We start from the raw sequence: 24,846 nt of genomic DNA, 5'->3' as shown, positions 1-24,846 counted from the left end.
ACCCATGTCCTGGAACAATCGCGTGGTCTGGTCGGAAGGCATGTTCATCACGACTCAGCACTTCCAGCAGCACGACCGCTACTTGGAGACGTTCATCGATGCCCGCAGTCGCCCGCTGTCCACGGCCGCCTGGGGCTTCTCCGAGTTGCTGATCGACCAGGGCCTGCTGGCCCAGGGCAAGCTGGCGATCATCAGCGCCCGTGGCCTGTTGCCGGACGGTACGCCGTTCGACATCCCGCGTGACGACCTGCCACCGCCGCCGTTGGAAATTCCCGAAGACCTGCGCGACGCGGTGATCTATCTGGGCCTGCCGCTCAAGCGCGCCGGCGCCCGCGACACCGTCGATGAAGGTGAACCGCTGGACGGCGCGCGTTACGTGGCCCGGGTCAGCGAAGTGCGCGACGACAATGCGCCGTTCGAGAACCGCGCGCCGTTGGCCCTGGGCAGTCGCGCTCTGCGTCTGTTGTCCGAACGCGAGGGCTTGGGCGACTACGCGGCGCTGGGCGTGCTGCGTATCCGTGAGAAGCGCGCGGACCGCGCGCTGGTGCTCGATGACAGCTACATCCCGCCCGTGCTGGACGTGGCGGTGAGCGATACGTTGGCGAATTTCCGCAGCGAATTGCTGGGTCTGCTGCATCAACGCGGCGAAGCGCTGGCCGGGCGCGTGGTGGCTTCGGCCAACGGCGGCGCCTCGGAAATCGCCGACTTCATGCTGCTGCAACTGGTCAACCGGGCGCAGCCGCTGGTCGAGCACCTGGGGCAGCTCAGCCCGCTGCACCCGGAGCGGCTGTTCAGCGAACTGGTCGCCCTTGCCGGCGAGTTCGCCACCTTCACCCAGGACGGCCGGCGTCCGGAGAGCTTCCCGGCCTATCAGCACGATGATCTGGCGGCGACGTTCCAGCCGCTGATGGCCTCCCTGCGCCAAGCCCTGTCGATGCTGATCGACAGCAAGGCGGTGGCCATTCCGATCGTCGAGAAAGCCTATGGCGTGCACGTGGGCATGCTGGCCGACCGCAGCCTGCTGGACAGCGCCAGCTTCATCCTGGTGGTGCGCGCCGATGTGCCCAGCGAAACCCTGCGCAGTCGGTTCGGCCAGCAGAGCAAGATCGGCTCGGTCGAACACATCCGCGACCTGGTCAACCTGCAATTGCCTGGCATCGGCCTGTTGCCGTTGCCGGTGGCGCCCAGGCAGATCCCGTTCCATGCCGGTTCCACTTACTTTGAGCTCGACCGTGGCAGCGAGCACTGGAAACAGTTGCAGCATTCCGGTGGCTTCGCCTTCTACGTCGCTGGCGAGTTCCCTGGGTTGAGCCTGGCGTTCTGGGCCATTCGAGGATAAGCCGCGATGCAGCACGACGATCCTCAAGGCAATGACCGGACCCAATTCATGCCGCGCCCCGGTGGCCGTGGTCCGCAGCCCTCGACACCGGCGCAGCCCGCACCGCCGCCTCTGAGCGTGCCGGCCGAGCCGCTGGCGCCTGGGCAGGGCGCCGGGCTCAATCCACTGGAGCAGGCAGCCGGGCCGCTGCTGGCCTTGCTCACACGCCTGCGCAACACCATCGCCCATCCCGCCCCGGCCAGCCTGCGCGCACAATTGCTGGCCTACCTGCGTCAGTTCGAGGAGCGTGCCGACGCCGCCGGTGTGCCGCGTAACGAAGTGCTGCTGGCACGCTACGCCCTGTGCACCGCCCTCGACGAGGCGGTGCTGAGCACCCCGTGGGGCAGCAGCAGCGACTGGGGCAAGCAAAGCCTGCTGATCACCGTGCACAACGAGGCCTGGGGCGGGGAGAAGACCTTCCAGTTGCTCGAACATTGCCTGCAGAGCCCGCGTGAGCGCTTGAACCTGCTGGAGCTGCTGTACCTGTGCACCAGCCTGGGTTTCGAGGGCCGCTATCGGGTCATGAACGGGGGCCGCGCGCAGCTCGAAGCGCTGCGCGAACGCACCGCCGCAGCCATCCGCGGCGCCCGTGGCGAGATCGAGCGCGAACTGTCGCCGCATTGGCGCGGCGTCTCGGTCAGCCGCGACCGCCTGGCGCAGTTCATCCCGCCATGGGTCGGCCTGGCCGTGGCCCTGGCGTTGCTGTTGCTGTTGTTGTTCGGCCTGCGCATGAAGCTCGCCTCCGACGCCGAGCCGGTGTTCCGTGGCATTCACGCGCTGGGGGAAATTCCGGTGCAGGCCATGGACCGTCCCGTGGTGCAGCCCAAGCCCGTCGAGCGCCCGCGTCTGGCCGGTTTCCTGGCCGATGACATCAAGGCTGGCCGGGTCTCGGTCGAAGATGCGGTCGACCGTTCGGTGGTGACCATTCGCGGTGACGAACTGTTCGCGTCGGCCAGCGCCAGCATCAAGGGCGACTTCGAGCCCCTGCTGCAGCGCATTGCGGCGGCCGTCTCCAAGGTCAAGGGCAATGTGCGCGTGACCGGGCACAGCGACAACCAACGCATCGCCACGATCCGCTTCCCCTCGAACTGGGCGCTGTCCCAGGCCCGTGCCGAAGAGGTCAAGTCGCTGCTGGTGGCGCGCACCGGTCAGGCCGAGCGTTTCACCGCCCAGGGGCTGAGCGACACCGAGCCGTTGGCGTCGAACGACACCGCGCAAGGCCGGGCGAAGAATCGTCGGGTGGAAATCACAGTTCTGGCGGAGGGCGTCGAGTGAAGGCGTTTTTCAGTTTCGTCATCCGCTGGGTGATCCCGGTGCTGGGGCTGATCGCCCTGAGCCTTATCATCTGGTTCCTGGGTCCGCTGCTGGATGTGCTGGCCCCGCCTGCGCCGCGTTGGATCCTGATCATCCTGCTGTTCGCGGTGTGGATCGCCTACCGCACCTGGCGCATCGTCCAGGCCCGCCGCCAGGCGGCCAAGGTGCTGGAAAGCCTGGCTGCCGAGACGGCGCCGGACCCTACCAGCCTGGCCACTGCCGAAGAACTGGCGAACCTGCGCCAGCGCATGGACGAAGCCCTGGTGCTGCTGAAGAAGGCGCGTCTGGGCGGCGACGAGCGGCGTAATCTCTATGAGCTGCCTTGGTACGTGATCATCGGCCCGCCCGGCTCGGGCAAGACCACTGCGCTGATCAATTCCGGCCTGCACTTCCCGCTGGCCGCGCAACTGGGCGAAGGCGCCATCCGCGGCGTTGGCGGCACGCGCAATTGCGACTGGTGGTTCACCGACCAGGCCGTGCTGCTCGACACCGCTGGCCGCTACACCACTCAGGACAGCCATGCCCAGGTCGACAAAGCCGCCTGGCTGGGTTTTCTCGACCTGCTCAAGCAGCAGCGCTCACGGCGTCCCATCGATGGCGCTTTCATCGCCATCAGCCTGTCGGATCTGCTGCTGGGCAGCGATGCAGAACGCGCCGCGCATGCCACGGCGATTCGCACGCGGATCCAGGAGCTGTATACCCAACTCGGCGTGCGCTTCCCCATCTACCTGATGCTCACCAAGCTCGACCTGGTGCCCGGGTTCATGGAGTTCTTCGACAACCTGAGCAAGGAAGAACGTGCTCAGGTGTGGGGCATGACCTTCGCGCTGGATGAGGGTCAGCAGGGCGAGGGGCCGCTGGCGCAGTTCGAGCAAGAGTTCGGCCTGCTGGAAGCGCGCCTGAACCAGCGGTTGGTCGAACGCCTCCAGCAGGAACGCGACCCGGCGCGGCGCGATCTGGTCTATGGCTTCATCCAGCAGTTCGCGGCGCTGCGTGGCAACCTCAAGAGCTTCCTCGACGGCGTGTTCAAACCCAATGCCTTCGAAGAGCGGGCGCTGCTGCGCGGGGTGTACTTCACCAGCGGCACCCAGGAAGGCAGCCCGATCGACCGCCTGATCGGCAGCATGGCGCAGAGCATGGGCCTGGACCGTGCGCACCTGGCGCGTCAGACCGGCACGGGGCGCAGCTACTTCATCGAGAAGCTGTTCACCGCCGTGGCCTTCGCCGAACGCGGGCTGGTGGGCAGCGATCCCAAGGGGGAGCGCCGACGCAAATGGATCGCACGCGGTGCCCTGGCCTTGAGCGTGGCGCTGGTGCTGGTGGTCGGCACCTTGTGGACCTTGAGCTACCGCGCCAACCAGCAGTACATCGCCGAAGTCGACAGCCGCCTCAAACCGCTGGGCAAGAGCGTCCAGGAACTGAGCCCGGCGCAGCGCGAAGTGATCGAGGTGCTGCCGTTGCTCAATGCCGTGCGCCGCCTGGCCAACGATCCGCCCAGTTGGGCCGAGGGCCTGGGCCTGTATCAGGGCGATATGCTCGAGAGCGAGTCCGATAGCGTCTACCGCAAGCTGCTGATCGCCATCTTCGCCCCGCGCCTGGTCACCCGCATTGAGGAACAGTTGTATGCCGGTGGCCCGTCGGATTACCTCTACGAAGGCCTCAAGGCCTATCTCATGCTTGCCGACAGCGAGCATTACGACGCCGACTTCATCAAGGCCTGGATCAGCCTGGATTGGGAGCGTCATCTGCCGCGCGATCTGGCCCCGGAACAACGTCAGGCACTGGAGCAGCACCTCTCGGCGCTGTTCGACAAGCGCCCGCCCAATGCGCGACTGGACCAGCGCCTGATCGACGACACCCGCCGTCAGTTGCAGCAATTGCCGGTGGCGCAACGGGTGTATGACCGGGTCAAGCGTCAGAAACTGCCGAACGGTGTCAGCGATTTTCGCCTCAGCGACGCGGCCGGTCGCGATGCGGCGCTGGTGTTCCAGCGCAAGAGCGGCAAGCCGTTGACCGATCCGCTGCCGGGCATCTTCACCGTCGACGGTTACCGCAAAGCGTTTCTCGCCGCCAGCGTCGCCCACGCCGAAACCCTGGCCGAGGAGCGCTGGGTGCTGGGTCGCGAGCTGAGCGAGGCCAGCGATGCCAAGCGCCTGGCCGACGACGTGCGCCAGCTCTATTACCAGGACTACATCCGCCAGTGGGATGCGCTGCTGGCCGATCTCGATTTCGTGCCCATCACCAGCGCCGGGCAGGCTGCCGACGTGCTGCGCGTATTGTCCGGGCCGACCTCGCCGCTGAAGAAGCTGCTGCAGGCGGTGGCCAAGGAAACCGACCTGCAACAGCCGACCGTGCTCGACCAGGCCCAAGCCAAGGTGGAGCAGGCCGGGGTTGATCAGTTGCGCCAGCGCCTCGGTGGCCTGCTGGGCGACACGCCGATTCCGGGCACCGAGGCGCAGGCGCGTGAGGTGGACCCGGTCACGGCCCACTTCGCTGAACTGGCCGAACTGATCGCCAGCGGCGAGGGCCAGCCGAGTTCGCTCGACGGCTTGCTGGCCGACCTCAACGCGCTGTACGTGCAAGTCAGCGCCATGGTCGGCGCCAGTGGCGATGCCTTGCTGGGCGAGGCCAAGAACCAGGCGCAGGCGGCTTCGCAGCGCGTGTCGCTGGGCGCGGCGCGCCAGCCCAAGCTGGTGCAGAACCTGGTCGGTTCGGTGGTCGGCTCGACCAACGCCATCGTCATGGGCGGGGTGCGCAATCAGCTCAACGCCGCCTGGACCAGCGAGGTGGTCAATGTCTACCGTCAGTCGCTTAGCGGGCGCTATCCACTGAGCGCCGGCAGCCCACGCGATGCCACCCTGGAAGACTTCGGCCAGTTCTTCGGTGTGGGCGGGGTGATGGACAACTACTTCCGCAAGTACCTGCAACCCTACGTCAACACGGCCACGTCGCCCTGGAGCTGGCAGCCGGGCGCCGCGCAGAAGCTGGGCATCGGTGGCGGCGTGCTGAACACCTTCCAGCGCGCCGCGACCATTCGCGATGCCTTCTTCCGCACCAGCGGCGGCCTGCAACCGGGGGTGCGTTTCGAGCTCAAGCCGGTGGCGATGGACGCCTCGATCACTCAATTCCTGCTCGACCTCGACGGTCAGCAGGTCAGCTACGACCATGGTCCGAGTCGCCCGGTGTCGCTGCAGTGGCCGAACCCCAACAGTATCGGCGTGGTGCGCCTGTCGATCTCTCCCCCGGCGGCCAGCGGTCGCTCTGGGATGACGCTGGAGGGGCCGTGGGCGTGGTTCCGCTTGCTCGATCAGTCCGATCTCAGTGCCGGCAGTTCGCCGGAGCGCTTCAACCTACGCCTGCGCGTCGATGGCGCCAGCGTGTCCTACGAGCTGCGTGCCAGCAGCGCGTTCAATCCGTTCCGCAGCCGAGTGGTCAGCGGTTTCAGCCTGCCGGAGCATCTGTGAACGACGTGGGTTTCTACGGGAAAATGGCCTGTCGCGGCGACTTCGTCAGCCGCGACCTGCCGCAGACCTTCATCCAGCCCTGGGATCAGTGGCTGGCCGCTGGCATTCAAGCCAGTCAGCGGCAGTTGGGCGAACAGTGGCTACAGGCCTACCTGGTCAGCCCATTGTGGCGCTTTGCCTTGGCGCCCGGCGTGTGCGGGCCTCAGGCGGTGACTGGCGTCGTGATGCCCAGCATCGACCGGGTCGGGCGCTACTTCCCGCTGACCGTCGCTCAGGTGCTGGGGCCGCAGACGTCGCTGGCGGCGATCGTGGCCGGCAGCGATGCCTGGTTCGAGGCGGTCGAGGCGGCATTGTTGGACACGCTGGAGGAAGGGGCGCCGTTGGACGCGTTCGAGCGCGCCGTGCAGCCTTACGGCGCTGACAGCACGGGCATTCAGGGCGCGGTATCCGTACTCAGCGTCGGTGGCCTGCAACGCTTGACCGCGACCACCCCGAGGGCCGCGCACACGCGCTGGCCGAGTGCGCCTGCGAAGGCATGAGCCTGTGGTGGGGGCGCGGCTCGGAGCGCATCGCGCCGGGCCTGATGCGTTACCCGGGTCTGCCGCGCAGCGAGCACTTCGCCGCATTCCTGTTGGGCGACGAGGTGCTCGGCGGATGACGACCCTGCATTACAGTGCCGCCAGTTACAGCCACGTTGGCATGGTGCGCAAGATCAACGAGGACGCCTGCCTGGACCTGGCGGCCGATGGCCTGTGGGCGGTGGCCGACGGCATGGGCGGTCATGCGGCGGGCGATTACGTGGCCAGCCTGACCGTCGACAGCCTGCGGCAGTTGCCACTGCCGGCGCCGCTCGAGGCGCGCGCCCAAGCCGTGCGCGACACCCTGGTGCGCGTCAACCGCGCGGTCCGCGAGGAAACCCATCGCCGGGGCGTGTCGATGATGGGCAGCACGGTGGTGGTACTGGCCGTGCGCGGCGATCAGGGCGTCGCGCTGTGGGCCGGCGACAGCCGACTCTACCGCCTGCGCGACGGACGCATCGAGCGCCTTAGCCATGACCACAGTTATGTCCAGGAGCTGCAGGACAGTGGCCTGCTCAGCGAAGCCGAGGCGCGCGTGCACCCACGCGGCAACATCGTCACCCGCGCCATCGGCGTGGAGGATCAGCTCCAATTGCAGAGTCTCTCGGTGCAAGTACGTCCCGGCGATACCTACCTGCTGTGCAGCGACGGCCTGACCAAGACCGCCGAAGACCTCGAAATCGGCGAGGTGCTGCACCACGCCGACCCCTATCAGGTGGTGCGCGGCCTGGTCCATCTCGGCCTGACCCGTGGCGCCCCCGACAACATCACAGCCGTGGTGGTGAAGGCCAATTGAAGAACGACATCGACATGCAGATCCCCGGTTTCGACATCGACGGCGAAATTGGCCAGGGCGCCATGGCCAGCGTCTACCTGGCCACCCAGCGTTCGCTGCAACGCAAGGTGGCGCTGAAGGTGATGGCGGCCAGCCTGGCGGCCGATCCGACCTTCTGCGAGCGCTTCCTGCGCGAAGGCCGCACCCTGGCGCGCCTGGCGCATCCGAACATCGCCACCATCCACGACATCGGCAATGTCGGCGAGCTGTACTACATGGCCATGGAGTACCTGCCGGCCGGCACGCTCAAGGAGCGCATCGCGGCGGGTTTGAGCGCCGAACAGGGGCTGGTCTACGTGCGGCAGATGGCCCAGGCGCTGGGCTATGCCCATGCCCAGGGCCTGGTGCACCGCGATGTGAAACCGGCCAACATCCTGTTCCGCGCCGACGGCACTGCCGTGCTGTCGGACTTCGGCATCGCCAAGTCGCTGGATGACCACACCCAGTTCACCCAGGCCGGCTTCGCCATCGGCACGCCCAGCTACATGAGCCCGGAGCAGGCGCGCGGGCTCGAGATCGACGGGCGCGCCGACCTCTACGCGCTGGGCGTGGTGCTGTATGAAATCCTCGTCGGCAAGCTGCCGTACAACGGTGTCGACGCGCTCTCCACGGCGCTGGCGCACCTGACCGAACCGCTGCCGGAACTACCCATCGAGCACGGCCGTTATCAGGACATCCTGCACGGCTTGCTGGCCAAGGATCCTACTGCACGCTTCGCCGATGCCGATGCGCTATTGGCGGCGTTGGACCGTCTGCCCGCCGAGGGCGACAGCACGGTGTTCATGCCCGTGGCGAGCATCGGGCCGGACTCGGTGTCTGCGCCGGCGCCGGCGTTGGGCGGATTGACCCCGGTCTCCATCGACATTCCCCAGGCCGCTGCGCGCCCAGAGCCGATCAAGCCGCCACCTCTCCAGCCCCAGCCCGCGCCCGCGCCGTCCAAGGCTGCGAAGAAAAAGCCTGCGGTCGCCCTGCTTGCGGTGGCCATCGCGGCGGCGCTGGGGTTGGCTGCCGGTGGCTACTGGCTGTTCAGTGGCGGTGACCAGCCTGCCGTCGAACCGCCGGGGGTGCAGACACCGTCTCACGCCCAGACACCGCCGCCTCTGGCGACAGCCGCCACGGACGATCAGCGTCCGCTGCTCATGCCCGGCAAGAAGACGCTGTTCCAACGCGTGCTGACCAAGCCTGGTGCGCGTCTGGCCGACAGTCCTGGAGGTCAGGCGGGCGAGCCGCTGCCGGCGTTCTCGGTGCTCTACGTCTACCAGCGCAAGGACGTCGACGGTCAGCCCTGGGTGCAGGTCGGTGCTGCCAGCGACGGGCAGCGTGAAGGCTGGCTCGCCGCCGAGCAGACCAGTGACTGGAAGCAGAGCCTGGTGCTCAAGTTCACCGAACGCTCCGGCCGCGCGCCGGTGATGTTCATGCGTCAGCCCGACGATGTGCAGCAGTTGCTCGACGACAGCAACCGCGCCCGCGCGCAATTGCTCCAGGCGCAGAACGATCCGGCCCAGGCGCCCGAGGTGCTGGCGCTGGAGCCTACCGCCAACGCTGTGCCGCAAGACCAGTTCTACCTGATGCCGATCTTCGACTACCGCGAGAGCTTCGACGCCGACGGACAACCTGCGCAGTTGCTTAACATCGCCTCGATCGATCCCGGTGCGGGCGCGTCCGGCGAGGCCACCAAAGCGTCCCAGACGCCTGCCACGGGCGCAGCCGACAACAACTTCCGTACCGGCATCGTGCTGGTGGTGGACACCTCGGTGTCGATGCAGCCCTACATCGACCGCGTGCGCCAGGTGGTCAGCGAATTGCAGGCGCAGTTGGCCGACCGCGGCGAACTGGACAGCGTCAGCTTCGGCCTGGTGGGCTTTCGCAACAGCATCAAGCGCACGCCGGGGCTGGAGTACCTGAGCAAGACCCTGGTGACCCTGGACGAAGGCCGCGATCCGGCACGGTTCCTCAAGGCCGCCGCGCAGGTCAAGGCCACCACCGTCTCCAGCCAGTCGTTCAACGAGGATGCGTTTGCCGGCGTGATGCAGGCGGTCGAGGGCATGGACTGGTCCGGCTATGGCGGGCGCATCGTGCTGTTGGTCACCGACGCGGGCGCGCTGCGCAAGAGCGATCCGCAAAGCAGCACGCAGATGAACGAAGCCGAAGTCCGTCAGGCAGCGTTGAGCAAGCAGATCAAGATCTACGCGCTGCACCTGCGCACCCCCGCCGGGATCAAGAACCACGGCTCGGCCGAGCAGCAGTACCGCGTGCTCACCGCCGACAGCAACCCGCGCATTGGCGATCTCTACGTGGGCGTGCCGGGCGGTGAGGTGAAGGCCTTCGGCGAACGGGTGCGGGAAATTGGTTCGACCTTTGCGGACCTGGTGCATCAGGTCCGCAGCCAGCAGCCGCAGCCGGTGCCGATGCTGGGCGCCGGCTCCAGCCTGGCGGCCAAGACCCAGGCGGTGGGCTACGCCATGCACATGGACTTCCTCGGCCGGCGTAGCGCCAGCCAGGCGCCGCAACTGGTCAGCGCCTGGACCGCCGACCGCGACCTGACCAACCCGGCGCTGCCGACCCTGCAAGTGTGCGTGATGCTCACCAAGCTGCAGCTCAACGACCTGCAGCAATCGCTCAAGCTGATCGTCGATGCCGCGCGCAAGACCCGCAGCTCGCCGGGCGACTTCTTCAACGAGATCGCCAGCGCCAGCGCTTACATGAGCCGCGACCCGAGCGCACTGAGCAAGGGCGCCAACCTGGCCCAGGGTGGCGTGCTCGGCGAGTACCTCGAAGGCCTGCCGTATCGCAGCAAGTCGTTGAGCATGACCCAGGACCTGTGGCTGTCGCTGTCGGTGGCCGAGCAGGAAGACTTCATCGACGAGCTGGAGTCGAAGATTCGCCTCTACGAAACCTTCCACAACGACATGGCCAACTGGGTGCGTTTCGGCAAGGCCGAGCCGGGCGACGCCTTGTACCGTGTCCCACTGTCGACGCTGCCGTGATGATCAACGTGCAGGGGGTGCGCAAAACGCGCGGGCAGGGTGCCCAGCGCTACAGCCTGGAGATCGGCGAGCTGCATCTGGCGGCCGGTGCGCGGGTGGCGCTGGTCGGCCCCAGCGGCTGCGGCAAGAGCACCTTGCTCGACCTGCTGGCGCTGGTGCTGGCGCCGGACGCTGCCGAGCGTTTCAGTCTCGAACTGGACGGCGCCGCGCAGGACATCGCCGGGTTATGGCGGGCGCGCCAGCTCGATCGCCTGGCGGCGCTGCGCAGCCGCCATCTGGGCTATGTGCTGCAAGCGGGCGGCCTGCTCGGGTTTCTCGATGTGCGCGGCAACATTCGTTTGCCGCGCCAGTTGCTCGGCCTGGCCGATGACGGTGGCGTGGAGCGTCTGGCGGCGGCGCTGGACGTCAGCGATCAGTTGGACAAGCGGCCGGCAGATCTCTCCTTGGGCCAGCGTCAGCGGGTCAGCTGTGCCCGTGCCCTGGTCCATGCACCGACGCTGTTGCTGGCCGACGAGCCGACGGCGGCGCTCGATCCGCTCAACGCCGAGCGGGTGATGCAGTTGCTGCTGCGCCAGGCCGAGGCGCACCGGGTGACCTGCGTGATCGCCACCCACGACGAGACGCTGGCGCGCAACGCCGGGCTGCGGGTGCTGCGCATGCAGTGCCGCCGCGATGCCGATGGCGGCGTCACCACCACCCTGGAGCAGGCCGCCTGATGCGCCCGCTGCTGATCGCCAGGCTGGCCTGGCAGGACTATCGCACCGACGCGCGGCTGTCGGCCTGCGCGGTGCTGGCGTTGGTAGCGGTGATCGCGCCGCTGCTGGTGCTGTTCGGTCTGAAGTTCGGTTTGATCGGCAGCCTGACCGAGCGCCTGCAACGCGACCCCGGTGTGCGCGAAATCATCGCGCTGGGCGGCGGTCGTTTCAGCGCCGAGTTCATTGCGCGACTGGCAGCGCGTTCCGACGTGGCCTTCGCCATCCCGCGCACCCGGCAGATCGCTGCCACCGCCGAGCTGTTGCTGCCGGCGCAGGGGCGCGGGGTGACGGTCGAGATGCTGCCCACCGCAGCGGGCGATCCGCTGCTCGATGGCGCGGTGGCACCGGACCCTGCCGATCTGCGCGATGTGGTGCTGAGCTTCACCGCTGCAGAAAAGCTTGGCGCGCGGGCGGGCGATCGTCTGCTGGGCAGTTTCAATCGCCAGCAGGGCGGCGATGTGCAGTGGCGGCAGACGCCGTTGCATGTGCGTGCGGTGCTGCCGCTGGCGGCCTTCGAGCGCGACGGCCTGTTTGCTTCGCTGGCGTTGCTGGAGGCAGCCGAAGACTACCGCGACGGCCGCGCGGTGCCTGCGTTGGGCTGGAGCGGCGAGGCGCCGGACGCGGTGGCGGCTGCGGCGCGGGTCTATCCAGCGTTTCGCCTCTACGCCCGCACGCTCGACGATGTCGAGCCGCTGCGGCGCTTCTTCGCCGAGCGCAAGCTGCTGGTGTCGACCCAGGCCGCGCAGATCGCCCAGGTGCAGTCGCTGGGCCGCAACCTGGACCTGGTGTTCTGGATCATCGCCAGCCTGGCGGTGGCCGGCGCCGTAGCGGCCACGGCGGCGGGTGCGGTGGCGGCGGTGCAGCGCAAGCAGCGCGAACTGGCGGTGCTGCGCCTGCTGGGCCTGGGCACTGCCGCGCTGTTGCTGTTCGTGGTGTTGCAGGCCTTGTACAGCGGGTTGTTGGCGGTGTTGTTGGCAACACTGTTGTACCTGCTGGCCGAGCAAGGCCTGAACCGATTGTTCATGCAGGTGCCGGGTGAATACGCCGCGCATCTGCTGCCCATGCACTATCTCGTCGCGCTGCTGGCCGTGCTGTTGGCCAGCACCGCCGCCGCCGCCCTGGGCGGCTGGCGAGTGGCGCGGATCGACGCTTCGCAAGGAATTCGTGATGTGTAAATCAACCGCAGCGGCCCCCGCGCTGCTGAAGGTGCTGTCCTTGGTCGTGGCCGCGATGGCGCTGGGCGCCTGCTCCCCCGCCGATGGCGACGACAAGCCCAAATCCTCCTCCAGCGTCGCTGCGGCCACGCCCGACCCCGCAGCCCTGAGCAAGCTCGACAACCCCAAGCCGCTGCCGGACGACGTCAGCCTGCCGCTGCCGTGCGGCGGTGAAATCGTTTTCCGCCACGTCTACGTACTGGCCCAAGGCAGCCTCGACGACCGCGAGGTCAACCTGGGCTATCCCTTCAGCGAGGGCGAGGCGGGCTACAAGCAGTCGTTCATCTCCGGCTATCGCCGCGACTTCATCAACGGTCAGTTCAGCGTGAAGGACCTGTCGTCCGACTGGCAGAAACAGATCGCCGGCAGCCTGCCCAAGGTCGAGGCCGGCAGCCCGCTCAAACCGATGATGTACTTCATCGGCAAATACGAAGTCACCGCGCGCCAGTACGCGCAGGTGATGGCCCAGGCCCAGTCGCTGGCCAGTGGCGAGGCGGCGCCGACCTGCGAGCCGGTCACCGAAGCGGCCGGGCGCCTGCCCAAGGTCAAGTTGTCGCGCTTCGAGGCCGAGCGCTTCGCGGCGGTGTACAGCGCCTGGTTGATGAAGCATCACCGCGACCTGCTGCCAGTCAGTGGTCGGGGCAGTAAGGCCGAGGACGGCGGCATCGGCTTCGTGCGCCTGCCCACCGAAGTGGAATGGGAATTCGCGGCCCGTGGCGGCTCGGCGGTCAGCCGCCAGCAGCTCGACGGTCGGTTGTTCCCGCGCCAGGTCGAGGGCAGCGACAGCGAGGGTCCGCTTGCCGACTGGGCGGTGTACAACCAAGTGGCCGGCGGCACCGGCCAGGCGGCGCGGCTGATGCCGATCGGCACCAAGCTGCCGAATCCGCTGGGGCTGTTCGATGTGATCGGCAATGCCGCCGAGATGGTCCAGGAGTCGTTCCAGTTGGTGCATGCCGGGCGTCGCCAGGGCGCCTATGGCGGCTTCGTGGTCAAGGGCGGCAACTACCTCGAAGGCGAGACCACGCTGTTCACCGGCATGCGCCGCGAGTACCCGCTGTTCGGCGCCGACGGCACCGAGCAGCGCAACGAGACCACCGGCTTCCGGGTTGCCATCGGTGCGCTGTCGGCGCCGCGTTCGCGCTATCAGGAACTGTTCGAGCAGTGGCAGAAGGAAGGCCGGTTGGCGGGCCTGACCGATGACATCGACGCCGCCGCCGACCCGACCCAACGCCTGGACAGCATCATCGCCGGCTCCGGCGATCCGCGCCTGCAAGCCGAGCTGGGCCTGGTCAACGAAGAACTCAAGCGCAATGTCTCGCTGATCGCCCGCCAGCGCGAGGAAGCGGCCGGCAACCTGATCCAGTCCGCCGCTTTGGTGGCCGAGACCATCAACAACTACAACATCCGCCTGACCAACCTGCAGAACACCCAGGCCAAGGCCCAGGCGGCGGGCGACCAGACCAGCGCCAAGCTGTACGGCGCGGCCATCGCCAACGGTCGCAGCGCGCTGGACGGCGCGCTGGCGATCTACATCGACAACCTGGCCAGCGGCACGCGCTACACCGATGCGGTGATCCAGGCGCAGTTCCAGCAGGTCAAGCAGGAACTGGAGCGCAAGCCGGTACTGGGCCGAAGCCTGGAGGCGCGCGCGACCCTGTTCGTTCGCCACGTCGGCGAATACCGCCAGAACCGGCGGGCCGACCCGGCGACGATTCTCAAGGAGCTGCTGGCCTCGGCCGCTCCACGACCCTGAACCCTTTGCCCAACCTCCGGCCGGCATGACGCTGGCCGGATTTGCACAACCCGAGAGAGAACCCGACCATGCGCATGAACCGCACCTCCCTGATCTCCGCTTCCAAGGCTCGAACTGCCCTGCTGCTCGCCGCCGGCTTCAGCACCGTGCTGCTGACCGGCTGCGCCGGCTCGCCGGTGTCCAAGGTGGGCGCCAGCACCAAGGTGGAGTACTACCCCAACTGCTACGAGCCGGTGCAGCACCTGCGCTCCACCGACGGTGACATGACCCGTTCGGTCGCCACCGGCGCGCTGCTGGGGGCTGTCGGCGGTGCCCTGACCGGGGCCATGGTCGATGGCGACAAGCGTGGCCGTAACGCTGCCATCGGCGCGGCCGGCGGTGCCCTGGTGGGCGGCGCGGCGGGGTACTACACCGAGCGTCAGAAGCAGATCAGCGACGACAAGCAGCGCATCGCCTCCTACGCCGCCGACATCGACAAGAGCGCCGCCGACCTGGACCGCACCACCCAGTACGCCAAGGCCTCGCAGTCGTGCTACCAGCGCGAGTTCGCCAGCCTGATCCAGAACCGCAAGGCCAACCGCATCAACGACACCGAAGGCCGCAAGCGCCTGGCCGAGATCGTCTCGGGCCTGCAGGAATCGAACAACCTGCTGACCGCCGTGAACGGTCGTCTGGGTGAGAACCTGAACAACTACACCCAGGCCTACGAGCAAGACCTCAAGCAAGTGGGCGTGCAGCGCTCGCAAGTGGTCGCTGCGGTCGAGCCGCCGAAGGCCACCGGCAAAGCGGCTGGCAAGAAAGCCTCGTCCAAGGCCAGCAACACTGTGCCGAGCGAAGCCGTAGCCACCGAGAAGACCCTGCAGAACGCCAGCAGCAAGAAGGCGCAGGCCCAGCAAGTGGCCAAGGCCGGTACCGATCAGGTCAACAGCATGTGCCGCAACCCGGACATGGGCGACTGGGCACCGGTGCCTTGCCCGAACGTTTGATGGAATGCCATGGGGCGCTGCGCGCCCCTTTTCGCGACGCCGGTCCGCCCCGTGCGACCGGTGGCGCGTCGGGTGCAGCGCCGAGGTTTCAGGGGCTGCGCTGCGTGTTGAACGGGGACGCTTTCAATGACGGATCTTCTGGTCAATCAACTGGCCAACTCTTCGCAATTCATGGCGCGGCAGCGTCTTCAGTCACGTATCAATCTGCCGCAAATGTTCGCTGCCATCGATGCGGATCCGCGCATCGTGGGGGCTGGGGTGGTTTACGTAGATGCCGATTACAACGTCATCACCCTGCGTGAATTCCAGCCGATTTGCAGCATCAAGCCCAAGCGCGTGATTCTTCGTGAGATCAACAAGTACCAGACACCTGCACAGTACACAGAGCAGCTACAGAACAATCCGCGAGAAACACGCGTGGTGAAGGAGGCGGTCAACACGACGCTGTCTTGCGCAGGTGCGATCATCGGCTGGTGGGTGGTTTTCAGTGGCACCATTGCGGCACCCTTCACAGCAGGCACCAGCTTGGTGCTGACGTACATCGGGGGAGCGGCAGCCACGGCGAGCACGGCCCAGTGCCTCATTGGCGGAGTACGTACGGTGCGTGAGGTCACTAATCCTGCAGCCAATGACGCAATGGACGACAGTAAGTGGTATCAGGCGACTTCCACGGTGCTCGATGCGGTCTCGCTCATGGGGGTAGGGGCTTCCGGCCTGACCACTCTCAAATACCTTCAGGTTCACAAGGCCGCGACGGGCCGCAGTTGGTTTGAATTGACCAGATCTCTCAGCCGTCAGCAGCGCAAGGCGTTGACCGATGAGTTGCTCTCGATCAAGCACCCGTCACTGACGCCCAAGCAGCTCAAGTTGCAGCAGGCCGCCGGGACCATGACCAAGCGATATACACCCACCCAGATCAACCACGCGACCCAGACACTGTTGCGCGACTCGCTGGGCGCATCGTTCGGCCTGGCGGGAAGTTCGACGGTACAGAGCATTGCCGTGGGGCTCTACGAGGAAATCGACTGATGATGAACTTCAGCGCTTTCCAAGCCTTCATGCGGCAGTACTTTCCTATCTTCCTGACGGGGCTGTTCGTTTCGATCCTATCGATGGTCTTGGCTGTTGCGCTGTGGGTCGATAATCATTGGCGCGACCACCCGGATAATTCCCTCTACACCCTGCTGACGTGTGGTGTGCTATCACTGCTGCTGTGTGTAGGTCACTTCGCGATGATTCGCGGCTTGGGCTGGGCGATATGGGTCGTGCTGTTATCGCTGGCAATCACTTGGCTGATGGCCTTGAGCCTCGTAGGCACGGGGTTGAGCCCAATTCTCTTGATCATTGTGACGGCGATGCCGTTGCTGGCGGTCCTGGTGTTGAACAGCTCGCGGCATCGCGAGATGCGCCGAGGCCTGGCGCATCTCCGCGAACAGCGGCGCGCCGCACGCAAAACTTGAATCAACGCACCGCAGTTATCATCGGTCTGCCGCTCCCGCGCATGACGCAGAGCGGTTTTGTGCAACTCGAGAGAACCCGGCCATGCGTATGGACCGCGCCACCCTCATATCCGCCTCCAAAGCTACCAAGCAAATCAAGTTGAAGCAGAGGACGGGCGCACTCACCAAGCGATACACGCCCACCGAAATCAAGCACGCCACCCAGACGCTGATCAAGGATTCGATCGGTGCATCCCTAGGCTTCGTCGGCAGCAGCACTGTCCAAGGCCACGCTCAAAGTATCGCGCTGGGGCTTTACGAGGAGTTCGGCGAATGAGCCGTGATCCTGAGCTGCAAAGATTTCTCGATCGGTATCTGCTGATCTTTCTAGCCGCCTACTTTCTATCCCTCTTTGCTATGGCGGGCACCTTTTCACTGGTATGGAGTTCGTACTGCCGCGAATGCACTCGGGAGATCGCCTACCCTGCGAGTCTCGCCGTTTTGATCCTGGCACTTTCCACGGCGCATGCTGCGGTAGTTCGAGGCTTCTACTGGGGGCATGGTGGGTCGCTGGGCTGTGTATCGGATCAATTGCATTGCTGATTCCGACCTATGCCTACGGACCTCACAAAATGGTCTTCACAAGCATTCTGACCGCAGCGTTGCTTGGCTTGTTGGTGCTTAATAGCCGCACTTATCGGCAGATGCGGATCGTGTTGGCGGAGTATCGAGCCAAGCGTAGGCAGGAGCGTGCGGGGCGAGATTCAAAAGGGCGTACCCCGAAACCATGAGCACTGAGTCACACAACGAAAATCCATCGCCCGACTCTGAACGGTCTTCGTTCATGCGCCGTTATTTTCCGATGTTCATTCTGGGCTTTCTATTGTCCTGCGTGAGCTTGAGTGGCGTAGTGTCGCTGACATTCGCCACCTACCTTCGCGATTTTGAGGGAGATGGGACGTTCTCCTTCGCTGTGACGTTGGGCATTGCTCTGATTGTCGCAGTATCACACATCGCTATCGTTCGAGGCCGCTATTGGGGTGCATGGGTCATGTTGGCGGTATTGGCCGCAGGTATGGTCGCGGTGGCTCCCTGCTATGCATACACCTCGTTCAGAGGCTCCTTGATAGCGATCGTGCTGCTTATTTTGGTTGCCTTGCTGGTATTCAACACTCGCCGCTACCGCGAAATGCGCCGAGGCCTGGCGCACTACCGCGAACAGCGGCGCGCCGCACGCAAACCCTGAATCACCGCGCTACCGTCACCCTCACCACCAGTCCGCCGCCTTCCCGATTCTCCAGGTGCAACGCGCCGCCATGGCTGGCGGCGATGCGCTGGGCGATGCTCAGGCCCAGGCCGTAGCCGCCGGAGCGGTGATTGCGCGAGGTCTCGCCACGGACGAAGGGGTCGGTGACGGTCGCTAGCAATGCCGGGTCGATACCGGGGCCGCGGTCTTCGACGTGGAGGCGTATGTGTGTCGAGTCAGCGTCCAGTCGCAGCGTCACCTGGCGCCCATAGCGCAGCGCATTGACCAGCAGGTTCTGCAGGCAGCGCTGCATCAGCAACGCATCGACGCGCACCTTGCCGACACTGCCCTGCACCGGCAGTGGTTCCTCGGCGCTGGCCAAATCGGCGCACACCCGCGCCACCAGCCGGTCCAGGTCAACCTCTTGCAGGTTCTGCTGCTCCCCGGCATGCAGGTAGTCGAGGACCTGGCCGATCATCGCGTCCATCTGCGCGATGTTCTGCTGCAGCCGTACCTTGTGCTCTCCGTCCTCGAGTCGTTCCAGGCGCAGCCGCATGCGCGTGAGTGGGGTGCGCAAGTCGTGGGACACGGCGGCGAGGAAGTAGGCCTTGTCGTTGACCATGGCGATCAGCCGCTGCTGCATCGCATTGAACGCCTGGGCGGCCTGGCGCACTTCCTCCGGGCCTTCCAGCGGCAGCGGTGGCTGTTCGAGGTTGCGGCCCAGGCCCAGCGCGGCGTCGGCCAGGCGCCGCAGCGGGCGCAGGCACAGGCGCACCGCCACCAGGCACACCAGCAGCACGGCCAGAATGCGCAGGGCATAGACCCGTAGCAGGTAGTCGCTGATCAGCACCCAGGCCGATTCACCGCTCCAGCCCTGCAACTCTTCGCCATCGACCAGCAACCAGTGGCCGTCCTCCAGCGGTACGGCGAACTGCAAGTGCGCCTGGGCGATGCGCAGGCCGAACAGGCTGCGCCACAGCACCGGTCGTCCCAGTTCGTCGGTGAGCTGCAGTTTGAGCACGCGCGCCTTGAGCGCGTGACCGAGTTCGTAGCTCAGGGCCTGATTGAGCAGCAGTTCGATGCGGTGGCGGCTTTGCGGGTCGTCGGCCTGCGGCGAGGGTAGCGATTCGGCGCAGCGCAGGTGATAGCGGGCAGGGATACGGGGTGGGGTGCTGTGGCAATCGGCCTGGGCGATCAACGGCGCGCTGCGCGCCGCGATCAGCCGCACCGGCGCTTCGAACACCTGGGCGAAGCGCACGTCGAACCAGATGCTGCTGGACACCAACTGCACCAGCAGCGTGCCGCTGATCATGATCAGCAGCAATTGGCCGAACAGGGTGCGGGGCCACAGCCGGCGCAGCAGGCGCACCTTAGACGCCCGGCCTCTGGGCGATGCTGAGCAGGTAGCCTTCGTTGCGGATGGTGAGGATCTGCGCGCTGCCCTCGGCGCCACGGCGCAGTTGCTGGCGCAGGCGGCTGATGCACATGTCCACCGAGCGGTCGTCGGGCAGGTGGTCGCGGCCGAAGGCGCTGCGGGTCAGGTGATCGCGCGACACCACACGGTCGTTGGCGTCCAGCAGTTCGCGCAGCACGCGGTAGTCGGAGCGGGGCAGGTTCAGGGTCTGGCCGTCGGGGAGGGTGAGCAGGCGCTTGATGTGGTCGAGGCTGAAGCCGGCGAAGCGCTGCAGGGACTGGGCTTGCTCTTCGGCAGGGGCGTCCAGGCGCTGGGGGCGGCGCAGCACCGCCTTGATCCGCGCCACCAGCTCGCGCGGCTCGAAGGGCTTGGCCAGGTAGTCGTCGGCGCCCACCTCCAGGCCGATGATGCGGTCCAGGGTGCTGCCCTTGGCCGAGAGCATGATCACCGCCAGGCCCGGTTGGGTTTGCAGGTAACGGCACAGGCTCAGGCCGTCTTCGCCGGGCAGCATCAGGTCGAGCACCACCAGCTCGACCTTGTGTTGCGCCAGTTGCTCGCGCATGCGCTCGCCGTCGGCGGCAGCCAGCACGTGGTAGCCGGCATCTGTCAGGTAATCGCAGAGAAGTTCGCGGATCTCGTCGTCGTCGTCGACGACCAGCAGGGTCGTGCTCATTGCGGGGGCACCTGTGTGGCGCGCGCTGGCGCGCCGTTACGTTCCATTACATCCCCATACATGTCGGGCATGGCGCCCGGAGGGCACATCCCTAGAATCGTAGCAAAAACCATCTGCGAATACGAAACCTTCCCAAATGAATCCCCTGAATCATTCCTGCGATTGCGCACGCTCAAGCCGTGGCGGCAGTCGTCTCTCGCCGCTCGCCCTGTGCGTTGCCTTCAGCCTGTGCACCAGTGCCTACGCCGCCGACGGCCAGCCCATCGAACTGAGCGCGACCAGCATCGAGGACAGCGCGCTGCCCAGCGCCGACGCCACCGGGCAGCTTGGCTACACGGTCGAGAGCACGCGTAGCTCCACCGGGCTCGATCTTACCCCACGCCAGACCCCGCAGTCGGTGACCACCATCACCCGTCAGCAAATGGACGACCGCGATGTGCACAGCATCGAAAAGGCGCTGGAGACGGCGCCGGGGATCAGCGTCAGCAAAATGGAAGTGGGCGGACGTACCGACTTCCGCGCCCGTGGCTACGCCATCACTAACTGGAAACTCGACGGCCTGCAATTTCCGGGCGGCTCGGACTTCAGCGGCAGCGGTAACGCCCTGAACCTCGACCTGTACGAGCGCATCGACATCGTTCGCGGCGCCAACGGCCTGCTCGGTGGCACGGGCGACCCGTCGGCCACCGTGAACCTGATTCGCAAGGCCCCGACCCGCACCTTCGGCGGCAGCGCCTACGCCACCTACGGCAGTTGGGACAAACGGCGCCTGGGCGCCGACCTCAACGTTCCGCTGTCCGAAGACGGCCGCCTGCGCTCGCGCTTCGTGGTCACCCAACAAGACGCCAACTCGTTCCGCGACAACGAATCCCAGCGCGCGCGCGCCGCCTTGGCCAACTTCGAGTTCGACCTGGATGACGCCACCACCCTCGGCGCCGGCTACCAGTACGAGTACAACAAGGTGGTCGGCGGCGGCTGGGGCGCGAACATCCCGATCTGGTACGGCGACGGCAGCAAGACCCATCTGCCACGCAGCAGCAACGTGGTGCCGAGCTGGAGCTTCGGCGAATACGTCACCCGCACCACCTTCGGCTCGTTGCAGCACCGCTTCGACAACGACTGGACCCTGGACCTCAAAGGCGCCCAGAGCACCACCGATGCGCTCAACCATCGCGGCCTGGCCAAGGTCAACTCATCGGGACGCGGGGTGTACGGCGGCTACTGGGACCAGGACGGCAGCGGCGCCGTGCTCAATGGTTTGCACAGCTCCAGCGACACCACCCAGCAATCGGCGCAGATCGACCTCTCCGGCCCGTTCCAACTGCTGGGCCGCACCCATCAGGCGATGGTCGGCTACAACGACAGCCGCACCGTGGCCTGGTCGCCGGAGTACACCTGCACCCTGACCAGCGCCAACCGCGTCAGCGCGCCGGCGCTGGGCTGTCAGTTCCGCGCCAACAACGGCTTCCCGCTGAGCAACTGGCTCAACGGCGTGGACAGCGACTACAACATGCTCGCCTCGCAAACCGGCCGCCACAGCAAGACCACCACGCGTTTGCAGGGCATGTACGCCGCCACCCGCCTGAGCATCACCGATCCGCTGTCGGTCATTCTCGGCGCCCGCGTGACCGACTATTCCTCGACCACACGCAGCGTCGGCGGCGTGCGCAGCAACCAGCAGAACAATGGCATCGTCACCCCCTACCTGGGCGCGGTGTATGACCTGAACGACACCTACTCGCTGTACGCCAGCTACACCGATATCTTCAATCCACAGACCCAGGAAACCGCCAGCGGTAGCAAGGTCGAGCCGATCCGTGGCCAGAGCTACGAAACCGGCCTGAAGGCCGCCTGGTTCGACGGTCGCCTCAACGCCTCGGCGGCGTACTTCCGCACCAAGCAGGAAAACAAGGCGGTCACCGACGGCGACCTGCTCACCCCGACCGGCGCCACGGCCTACAAGGCCGGCTCCGGCCAGGAAACCGACGGCATCGACCTGGAACTGGCCGGCGCCCTGACCGAAAACTGGAACGTCTACGGCGGCTACACCTACCTGCACTTCCGCCGCCTCGACAGCGACGGCCGCAGCGACCCGTCGCACCTGTTCAAGGCCTCCACCACCTACCGCCTGTCCGGCCCGCTGGACCGCCTGACCCTGGGCGCCGGCGTCACGGCGCAGACCAACATCCGCGCACTGTCCACCCCGGCGGGGCAGCCGACCAATGGCGTAAGCCGCAGCGCCACTGACGTGAACTGGTCGGGTTATGCGATCTGGAACGCCATGGCCAAGTATCAGGTGACCGACGACACCAGCGTCAGCCTCAATGCCGACAACCTGTTCGACAAGCGGTACTACACCCGCTACGGGTTCTACGCGGGCGCGATCTATGGGGATCCGCGGAGTTTGTCGTTGACGGTGAGTACGAATTTTTGAGGTGATTTGGGTGAGGGTTGTTTAAATGTTTGTCAGCATGCCGGTCCTAGTGACCGGCATTGTTGTTTTTGGAGGGGTGGGGTAGGACGGGTGGGGCTTAGTCTGTGGCAGCTAAAATGCTGGGGCACCAGAGAGTGTCAGATTTTTTGTGTGCGGGCCGATAACGGCCTGCCGTCAGGCTGGCCATGCTTTTACCAGGTCGGCCTGATAAATCGATCTCCGTACAGCATCGCGAATTGATTCATCGCATTTTTCCAGTCATGGGCCGCTGAGCCCCAGTTTGCCGTGATGTTCCGCAGCCCCAGCCAGATCAGCTTGGTGGCGGCCTCATCCGTTGGGAAGTGACCACGCGTTTTGATGATCTTGCGTAGCTGGGCGTTGATGCTTTCGATCGCGTTGGTCGTATAGATCACTTTTCGAATGCCTGACGGGAAGACAAAGAATGGAATCACTCGATCCCAGGCTCTTCTCCATGCCGCAACTACCGTTGGGTACTGTTTGCCCCAAGGGCCGTTTTCAAAGGCATCCAGTGCCTGCTCAGCCGCCTCGGCGTTGATGGCCTGATAGATCGGCTTGAGCGCTTTGGCCAGATCACGACGCTTATCCCACGCTGCATAATCGAGACTGTTGCGGATCAAGTGGACGATGCATGTTTGCAGCGTGGTGGCCGGAAACACGGCGCTTAGCGCCTCTGGCATCCCTTTGAGGCCGTCGGTGACGGCGATCAGCACATCCTCAACGCCGCGCGTCTTGAGGTCATTGAAGACCTTCATCCAGAACTTCGCACCTTCGGTATTTTCGATCCAGATCCCGAGAATATCGCGCGTCCCATCGGGTAGAACGCCCAGCGCCAAGTAAATCGCTTTGTTGCGCACAAGGCCTTCTTCGCGAATCTTGACTCGTAGTGCATCAAAGAAAATGACCGGGTACATCGGCTCCAGCGGCCGCTGTTGCCACGCGCCGATTTCCTCCATCACCTCGGCCGTGACCGAACTGATGAAGTCATGCGAAACATCCGTTCCATACTGCTCGGAGAGGAATGCGCGAATTTCCCGAACGGTCATGCCTCGGGCATACATGGCGATGATCTTGTCATCGAAACCGGTATAACGGCGCTCGTGCTTGGGAATCAGGATGGGCGCAAAACTACCGTCTCGATCACGGGGGATATCCAGCCGCAGCGGCCCCTCTCCAGTCAGAACCGTCTTGCCAGTCCTGCCATTGCGCTGATTGGTTTCATCCTCTGGGCGCTGCGCGCCCGGCAGATACCCCAGGTGGTGACTGAGCTCGGCGTTCAAGGCCCGTTCGATCAACGCCTTCTTGAATGCCGCAGAGGCATCTTCGATAGCCTCCGCAGTCATCAGGCCCTCACCGAACTGCTCGAGCAGCTCCTTGGGGATTTTTGGTAGGTCACGCAGGGGTTTCTTCTTGGTTGGCATACATGCACCTCTTGCTCATGTTATGCCCGAACACAAAATTTCTGACATACCCAGACCGTTGTCAGTGCTGGCTGCCCTCGAAGCCCAGCGGACCACCAAAACGAAAAAACCCGCCAAAAGGCGGGTTTTCCGTGTGTTCCAGAGATTTGAAAAGCCTTCTCCGAAACCGTATATGGTGCCGGCACCAGGAATCGAACCCGGGACCTACTGATTACAAGTCAGTTGCTCTACCATCTGAGCTATACCGGCACAGGGGCGTCATTATAGCGATCGCCGGGCTGCTGTAAACCACTTCCTTGCAATTCGCTCGCAATCACCTAAGTCACCGCCGCGAAAGAAGAAAATCCTACCAGCCGCGATGGATGCTGGTGACGTTCGGCTCGGGTTCGGCTGGGTTGAAAAACAGCTTGTGATTGTCGCAGCCGCGCTTGCGGCACGGGGCGTCTGCTTGCAGGGGCAGGCCGCGGTCGCCGCCGAGCTGCATGGCAGGAGTTTCCCAGCCGAGGTTGGCGGTTTTCGGGGTGGAGGCGCTGTTGGGCGTGCAGCCGCCGAGGGCTAGGGCGAGGGCCAGGAAGGTGAGGGGTGTGGTCTGTTTCACGAGTCGAGATCCGTTCATCAAGCTATCCGGGTGGGCGGATGCGCGGGTGGGTGTTGCCGGTGGGTGGGCGCGGGCGGGATTTTAGCGGGTTGCGTGGGGCAGTGGGTAGGGTGAGGTGTGGTGGGTGTGATGGGGTTCTTGTTTGGCTCGGGGGATGGGCTGAGATGGCGGGGGCTGCTGTGCCGCTTTTTCGCGGCGTGTGGGGTGGTGTCGTGAGCGGTAGGCGCGGGGCTTATGCACAAGCGCGAAGCACAGCTTGGGGGAAAGGCAAGGATTGATGACAGTCCGTTGGTCTTTGCGCAAAGGCCTGTTTTTGCTGGTGTTAGATCATTGATGTGG

At 65.5% G+C, this 24,846-nt stretch carries 19 protein-coding genes, 1 tRNA gene and 1 pseudogene; 16 read left to right on the top strand and 5 right to left on the bottom strand.

Annotation, left to right across the window (positions count from 1 at the left end):
* Positions 1-4 precede the first annotated feature (4 nt).
* The 15 genes and pseudogenes from tssK to GKC70_RS22205 all read left to right on the top strand — a co-directional run bounded on the left by tssK (position 5) and on the right by GKC70_RS22205 (position 17,949).
* The gene (gene tssK, locus GKC70_RS22275; protein WP_342649948.1) at positions 5-1,339 is read left to right on the top strand and encodes a type VI secretion system baseplate subunit TssK; all 1,335 of its coding nucleotides are present in this window, start codon (positions 5-7) and stop codon (positions 1,337-1,339) included.
* A gap of 6 nt (positions 1,340-1,345) precedes the next feature.
* Entirely contained in the window at positions 1,346-2,653 is a 1,308-nt protein-coding gene (locus GKC70_RS22270) for a DotU family type VI secretion system protein (RefSeq protein ID WP_039582637.1), read from the top strand.
* Positions 2,650-6,156: a type VI secretion system membrane subunit TssM gene (gene tssM / locus GKC70_RS22265; RefSeq protein ID WP_342649947.1), complete on the top strand. Its 3,507-nt coding sequence runs from the start codon at positions 2,650-2,652 to the stop codon at positions 6,154-6,156. Before GKC70_RS22270 ends, tssM begins: the two co-directional genes overlap by 4 nt.
* Positions 6,153-6,814, top strand: a pseudogene (gene tagF, locus GKC70_RS22260) (type VI secretion system-associated protein TagF). Before tssM ends, tagF begins: the two are co-directional and overlap by 4 nt.
* Positions 6,811-7,530 carry a protein phosphatase 2C domain-containing protein gene (locus GKC70_RS22255; protein ID WP_039582640.1) on the top strand — a complete coding sequence of 240 codons (720 nt, stop codon included), beginning with the start codon at positions 6,811-6,813 and terminating at the stop codon, positions 7,528-7,530. The pseudogene tagF and the gene GKC70_RS22255 overlap by 4 nt, the downstream one beginning before the upstream one ends.
* An 8-nt stretch (positions 7,531-7,538) precedes the next feature.
* Positions 7,539-10,556 carry a serine/threonine-protein kinase gene (locus GKC70_RS22250; protein WP_342651565.1) on the top strand — a complete coding sequence of 1,006 codons (3,018 nt, stop codon included), beginning with the start codon at positions 7,539-7,541 and terminating at the stop codon, positions 10,554-10,556.
* A complete protein-coding gene (locus GKC70_RS22245) occupies positions 10,556-11,272 on the top strand; it encodes an ABC transporter ATP-binding protein (RefSeq protein WP_342649946.1) in 717 nt (238 codons plus the stop codon). Before GKC70_RS22250 ends, GKC70_RS22245 begins: the two co-directional genes overlap by 1 nt.
* Positions 11,272-12,486, top strand: coding sequence for an FtsX-like permease family protein (locus GKC70_RS22240; RefSeq protein WP_317870921.1), 1,215 nt, complete (start codon positions 11,272-11,274; stop codon positions 12,484-12,486). The genes GKC70_RS22245 and GKC70_RS22240 overlap by 1 nt, the downstream gene beginning before the upstream one ends.
* Positions 12,479-14,278: an SUMF1/EgtB/PvdO family nonheme iron enzyme gene (locus GKC70_RS22235; protein WP_342649945.1), complete on the top strand. Its 1,800-nt coding sequence runs from the start codon at positions 12,479-12,481 to the stop codon at positions 14,276-14,278. Before GKC70_RS22240 ends, GKC70_RS22235 begins: the two co-directional genes overlap by 8 nt.
* Positions 14,279-14,346: 68 nt before the next feature.
* Positions 14,347-15,264, top strand: a complete 918-nt coding sequence (gene tagQ / locus GKC70_RS22230; RefSeq protein ID WP_342649944.1) for a type VI secretion system-associated lipoprotein TagQ — start codon at positions 14,347-14,349, stop codon at positions 15,262-15,264.
* Between the two features lie 126 nt (positions 15,265-15,390).
* A complete protein-coding gene (locus GKC70_RS22225; protein WP_039582649.1) occupies positions 15,391-16,293 on the top strand; it encodes a hypothetical protein in 903 nt (300 codons plus the stop codon).
* Positions 16,293-16,724, top strand: coding sequence for a hypothetical protein (locus GKC70_RS22220; RefSeq protein ID WP_342649943.1), 432 nt, complete (start codon positions 16,293-16,295; stop codon positions 16,722-16,724). Before GKC70_RS22225 ends, GKC70_RS22220 begins: the two co-directional genes overlap by 1 nt.
* Before the next feature lie 82 nt (positions 16,725-16,806).
* Positions 16,807-17,040 (top strand): hypothetical protein, encoded by a 234-nt coding sequence (locus GKC70_RS22215; RefSeq protein WP_342649942.1) that lies wholly within the window; start codon positions 16,807-16,809, stop codon positions 17,038-17,040.
* Positions 17,037-17,306, top strand: coding sequence for a hypothetical protein (locus tag GKC70_RS22210; RefSeq protein WP_342649941.1), 270 nt, complete (start codon positions 17,037-17,039; stop codon positions 17,304-17,306). The genes GKC70_RS22215 and GKC70_RS22210 overlap by 4 nt, the downstream gene beginning before the upstream one ends.
* A 241-nt stretch (positions 17,307-17,547) precedes the next feature.
* Complete coding sequence (locus GKC70_RS22205) at positions 17,548-17,949, top strand: hypothetical protein (protein ID WP_342649940.1); 402 nt, start codon at positions 17,548-17,550, stop codon at positions 17,947-17,949.
* 1 nt (position 17,950) lies between these two features.
* Here GKC70_RS22205 and GKC70_RS22200 read toward each other — a convergent pair whose 3' ends face one another.
* A complete protein-coding gene (locus GKC70_RS22200; protein WP_342649939.1) occupies positions 17,951-19,318 on the bottom strand; it encodes an ATP-binding protein in 1,368 nt (455 codons plus the stop codon).
* Position 19,319: 1 nt separating this feature from the next.
* Entirely contained in the window at positions 19,320-20,036 is a 717-nt protein-coding gene (locus GKC70_RS22195; protein WP_342649938.1) for a response regulator transcription factor, read from the bottom strand.
* 136 nt (positions 20,037-20,172) lie between these two features.
* Between GKC70_RS22195 and GKC70_RS22190 the strand changes: the two genes are divergently transcribed.
* Positions 20,173-22,470 carry a TonB-dependent siderophore receptor gene (locus tag GKC70_RS22190; protein ID WP_342649937.1) on the top strand — a complete coding sequence of 766 codons (2,298 nt, stop codon included), beginning with the start codon at positions 20,173-20,175 and terminating at the stop codon, positions 22,468-22,470.
* Positions 22,471-22,661: 191 nt separating this feature from the next.
* On the opposite strand, the gene GKC70_RS22185 is transcribed toward GKC70_RS22190, so the two are convergent.
* From GKC70_RS22185 to GKC70_RS22175, 3 genes are all read right to left on the bottom strand, one after another.
* Entirely contained in the window at positions 22,662-23,909 is a 1,248-nt protein-coding gene (locus GKC70_RS22185) for an IS256 family transposase (RefSeq protein WP_342648746.1), read from the bottom strand.
* Positions 23,910-24,082: 173 nt separating this feature from the next.
* Positions 24,083-24,158 (bottom strand) — tRNA-Thr (locus GKC70_RS22180).
* A gap of 97 nt (positions 24,159-24,255) precedes the next feature.
* A complete protein-coding gene (locus GKC70_RS22175; protein WP_116887385.1) occupies positions 24,256-24,525 on the bottom strand; it encodes a hypothetical protein in 270 nt (89 codons plus the stop codon).
* Positions 24,526-24,846 lie beyond the last annotated feature (321 nt).

It is taken from the genome of Pseudomonas sp. REB1044 (genome assembly GCF_038813925.1).
GTDB classification, from domain to species: domain Bacteria; phylum Pseudomonadota; class Gammaproteobacteria; order Pseudomonadales; family Pseudomonadaceae; genus Aquipseudomonas; species Aquipseudomonas boreofloridensis.
This window is presented reverse-complemented; position numbering and strand designations above follow the sequence as displayed.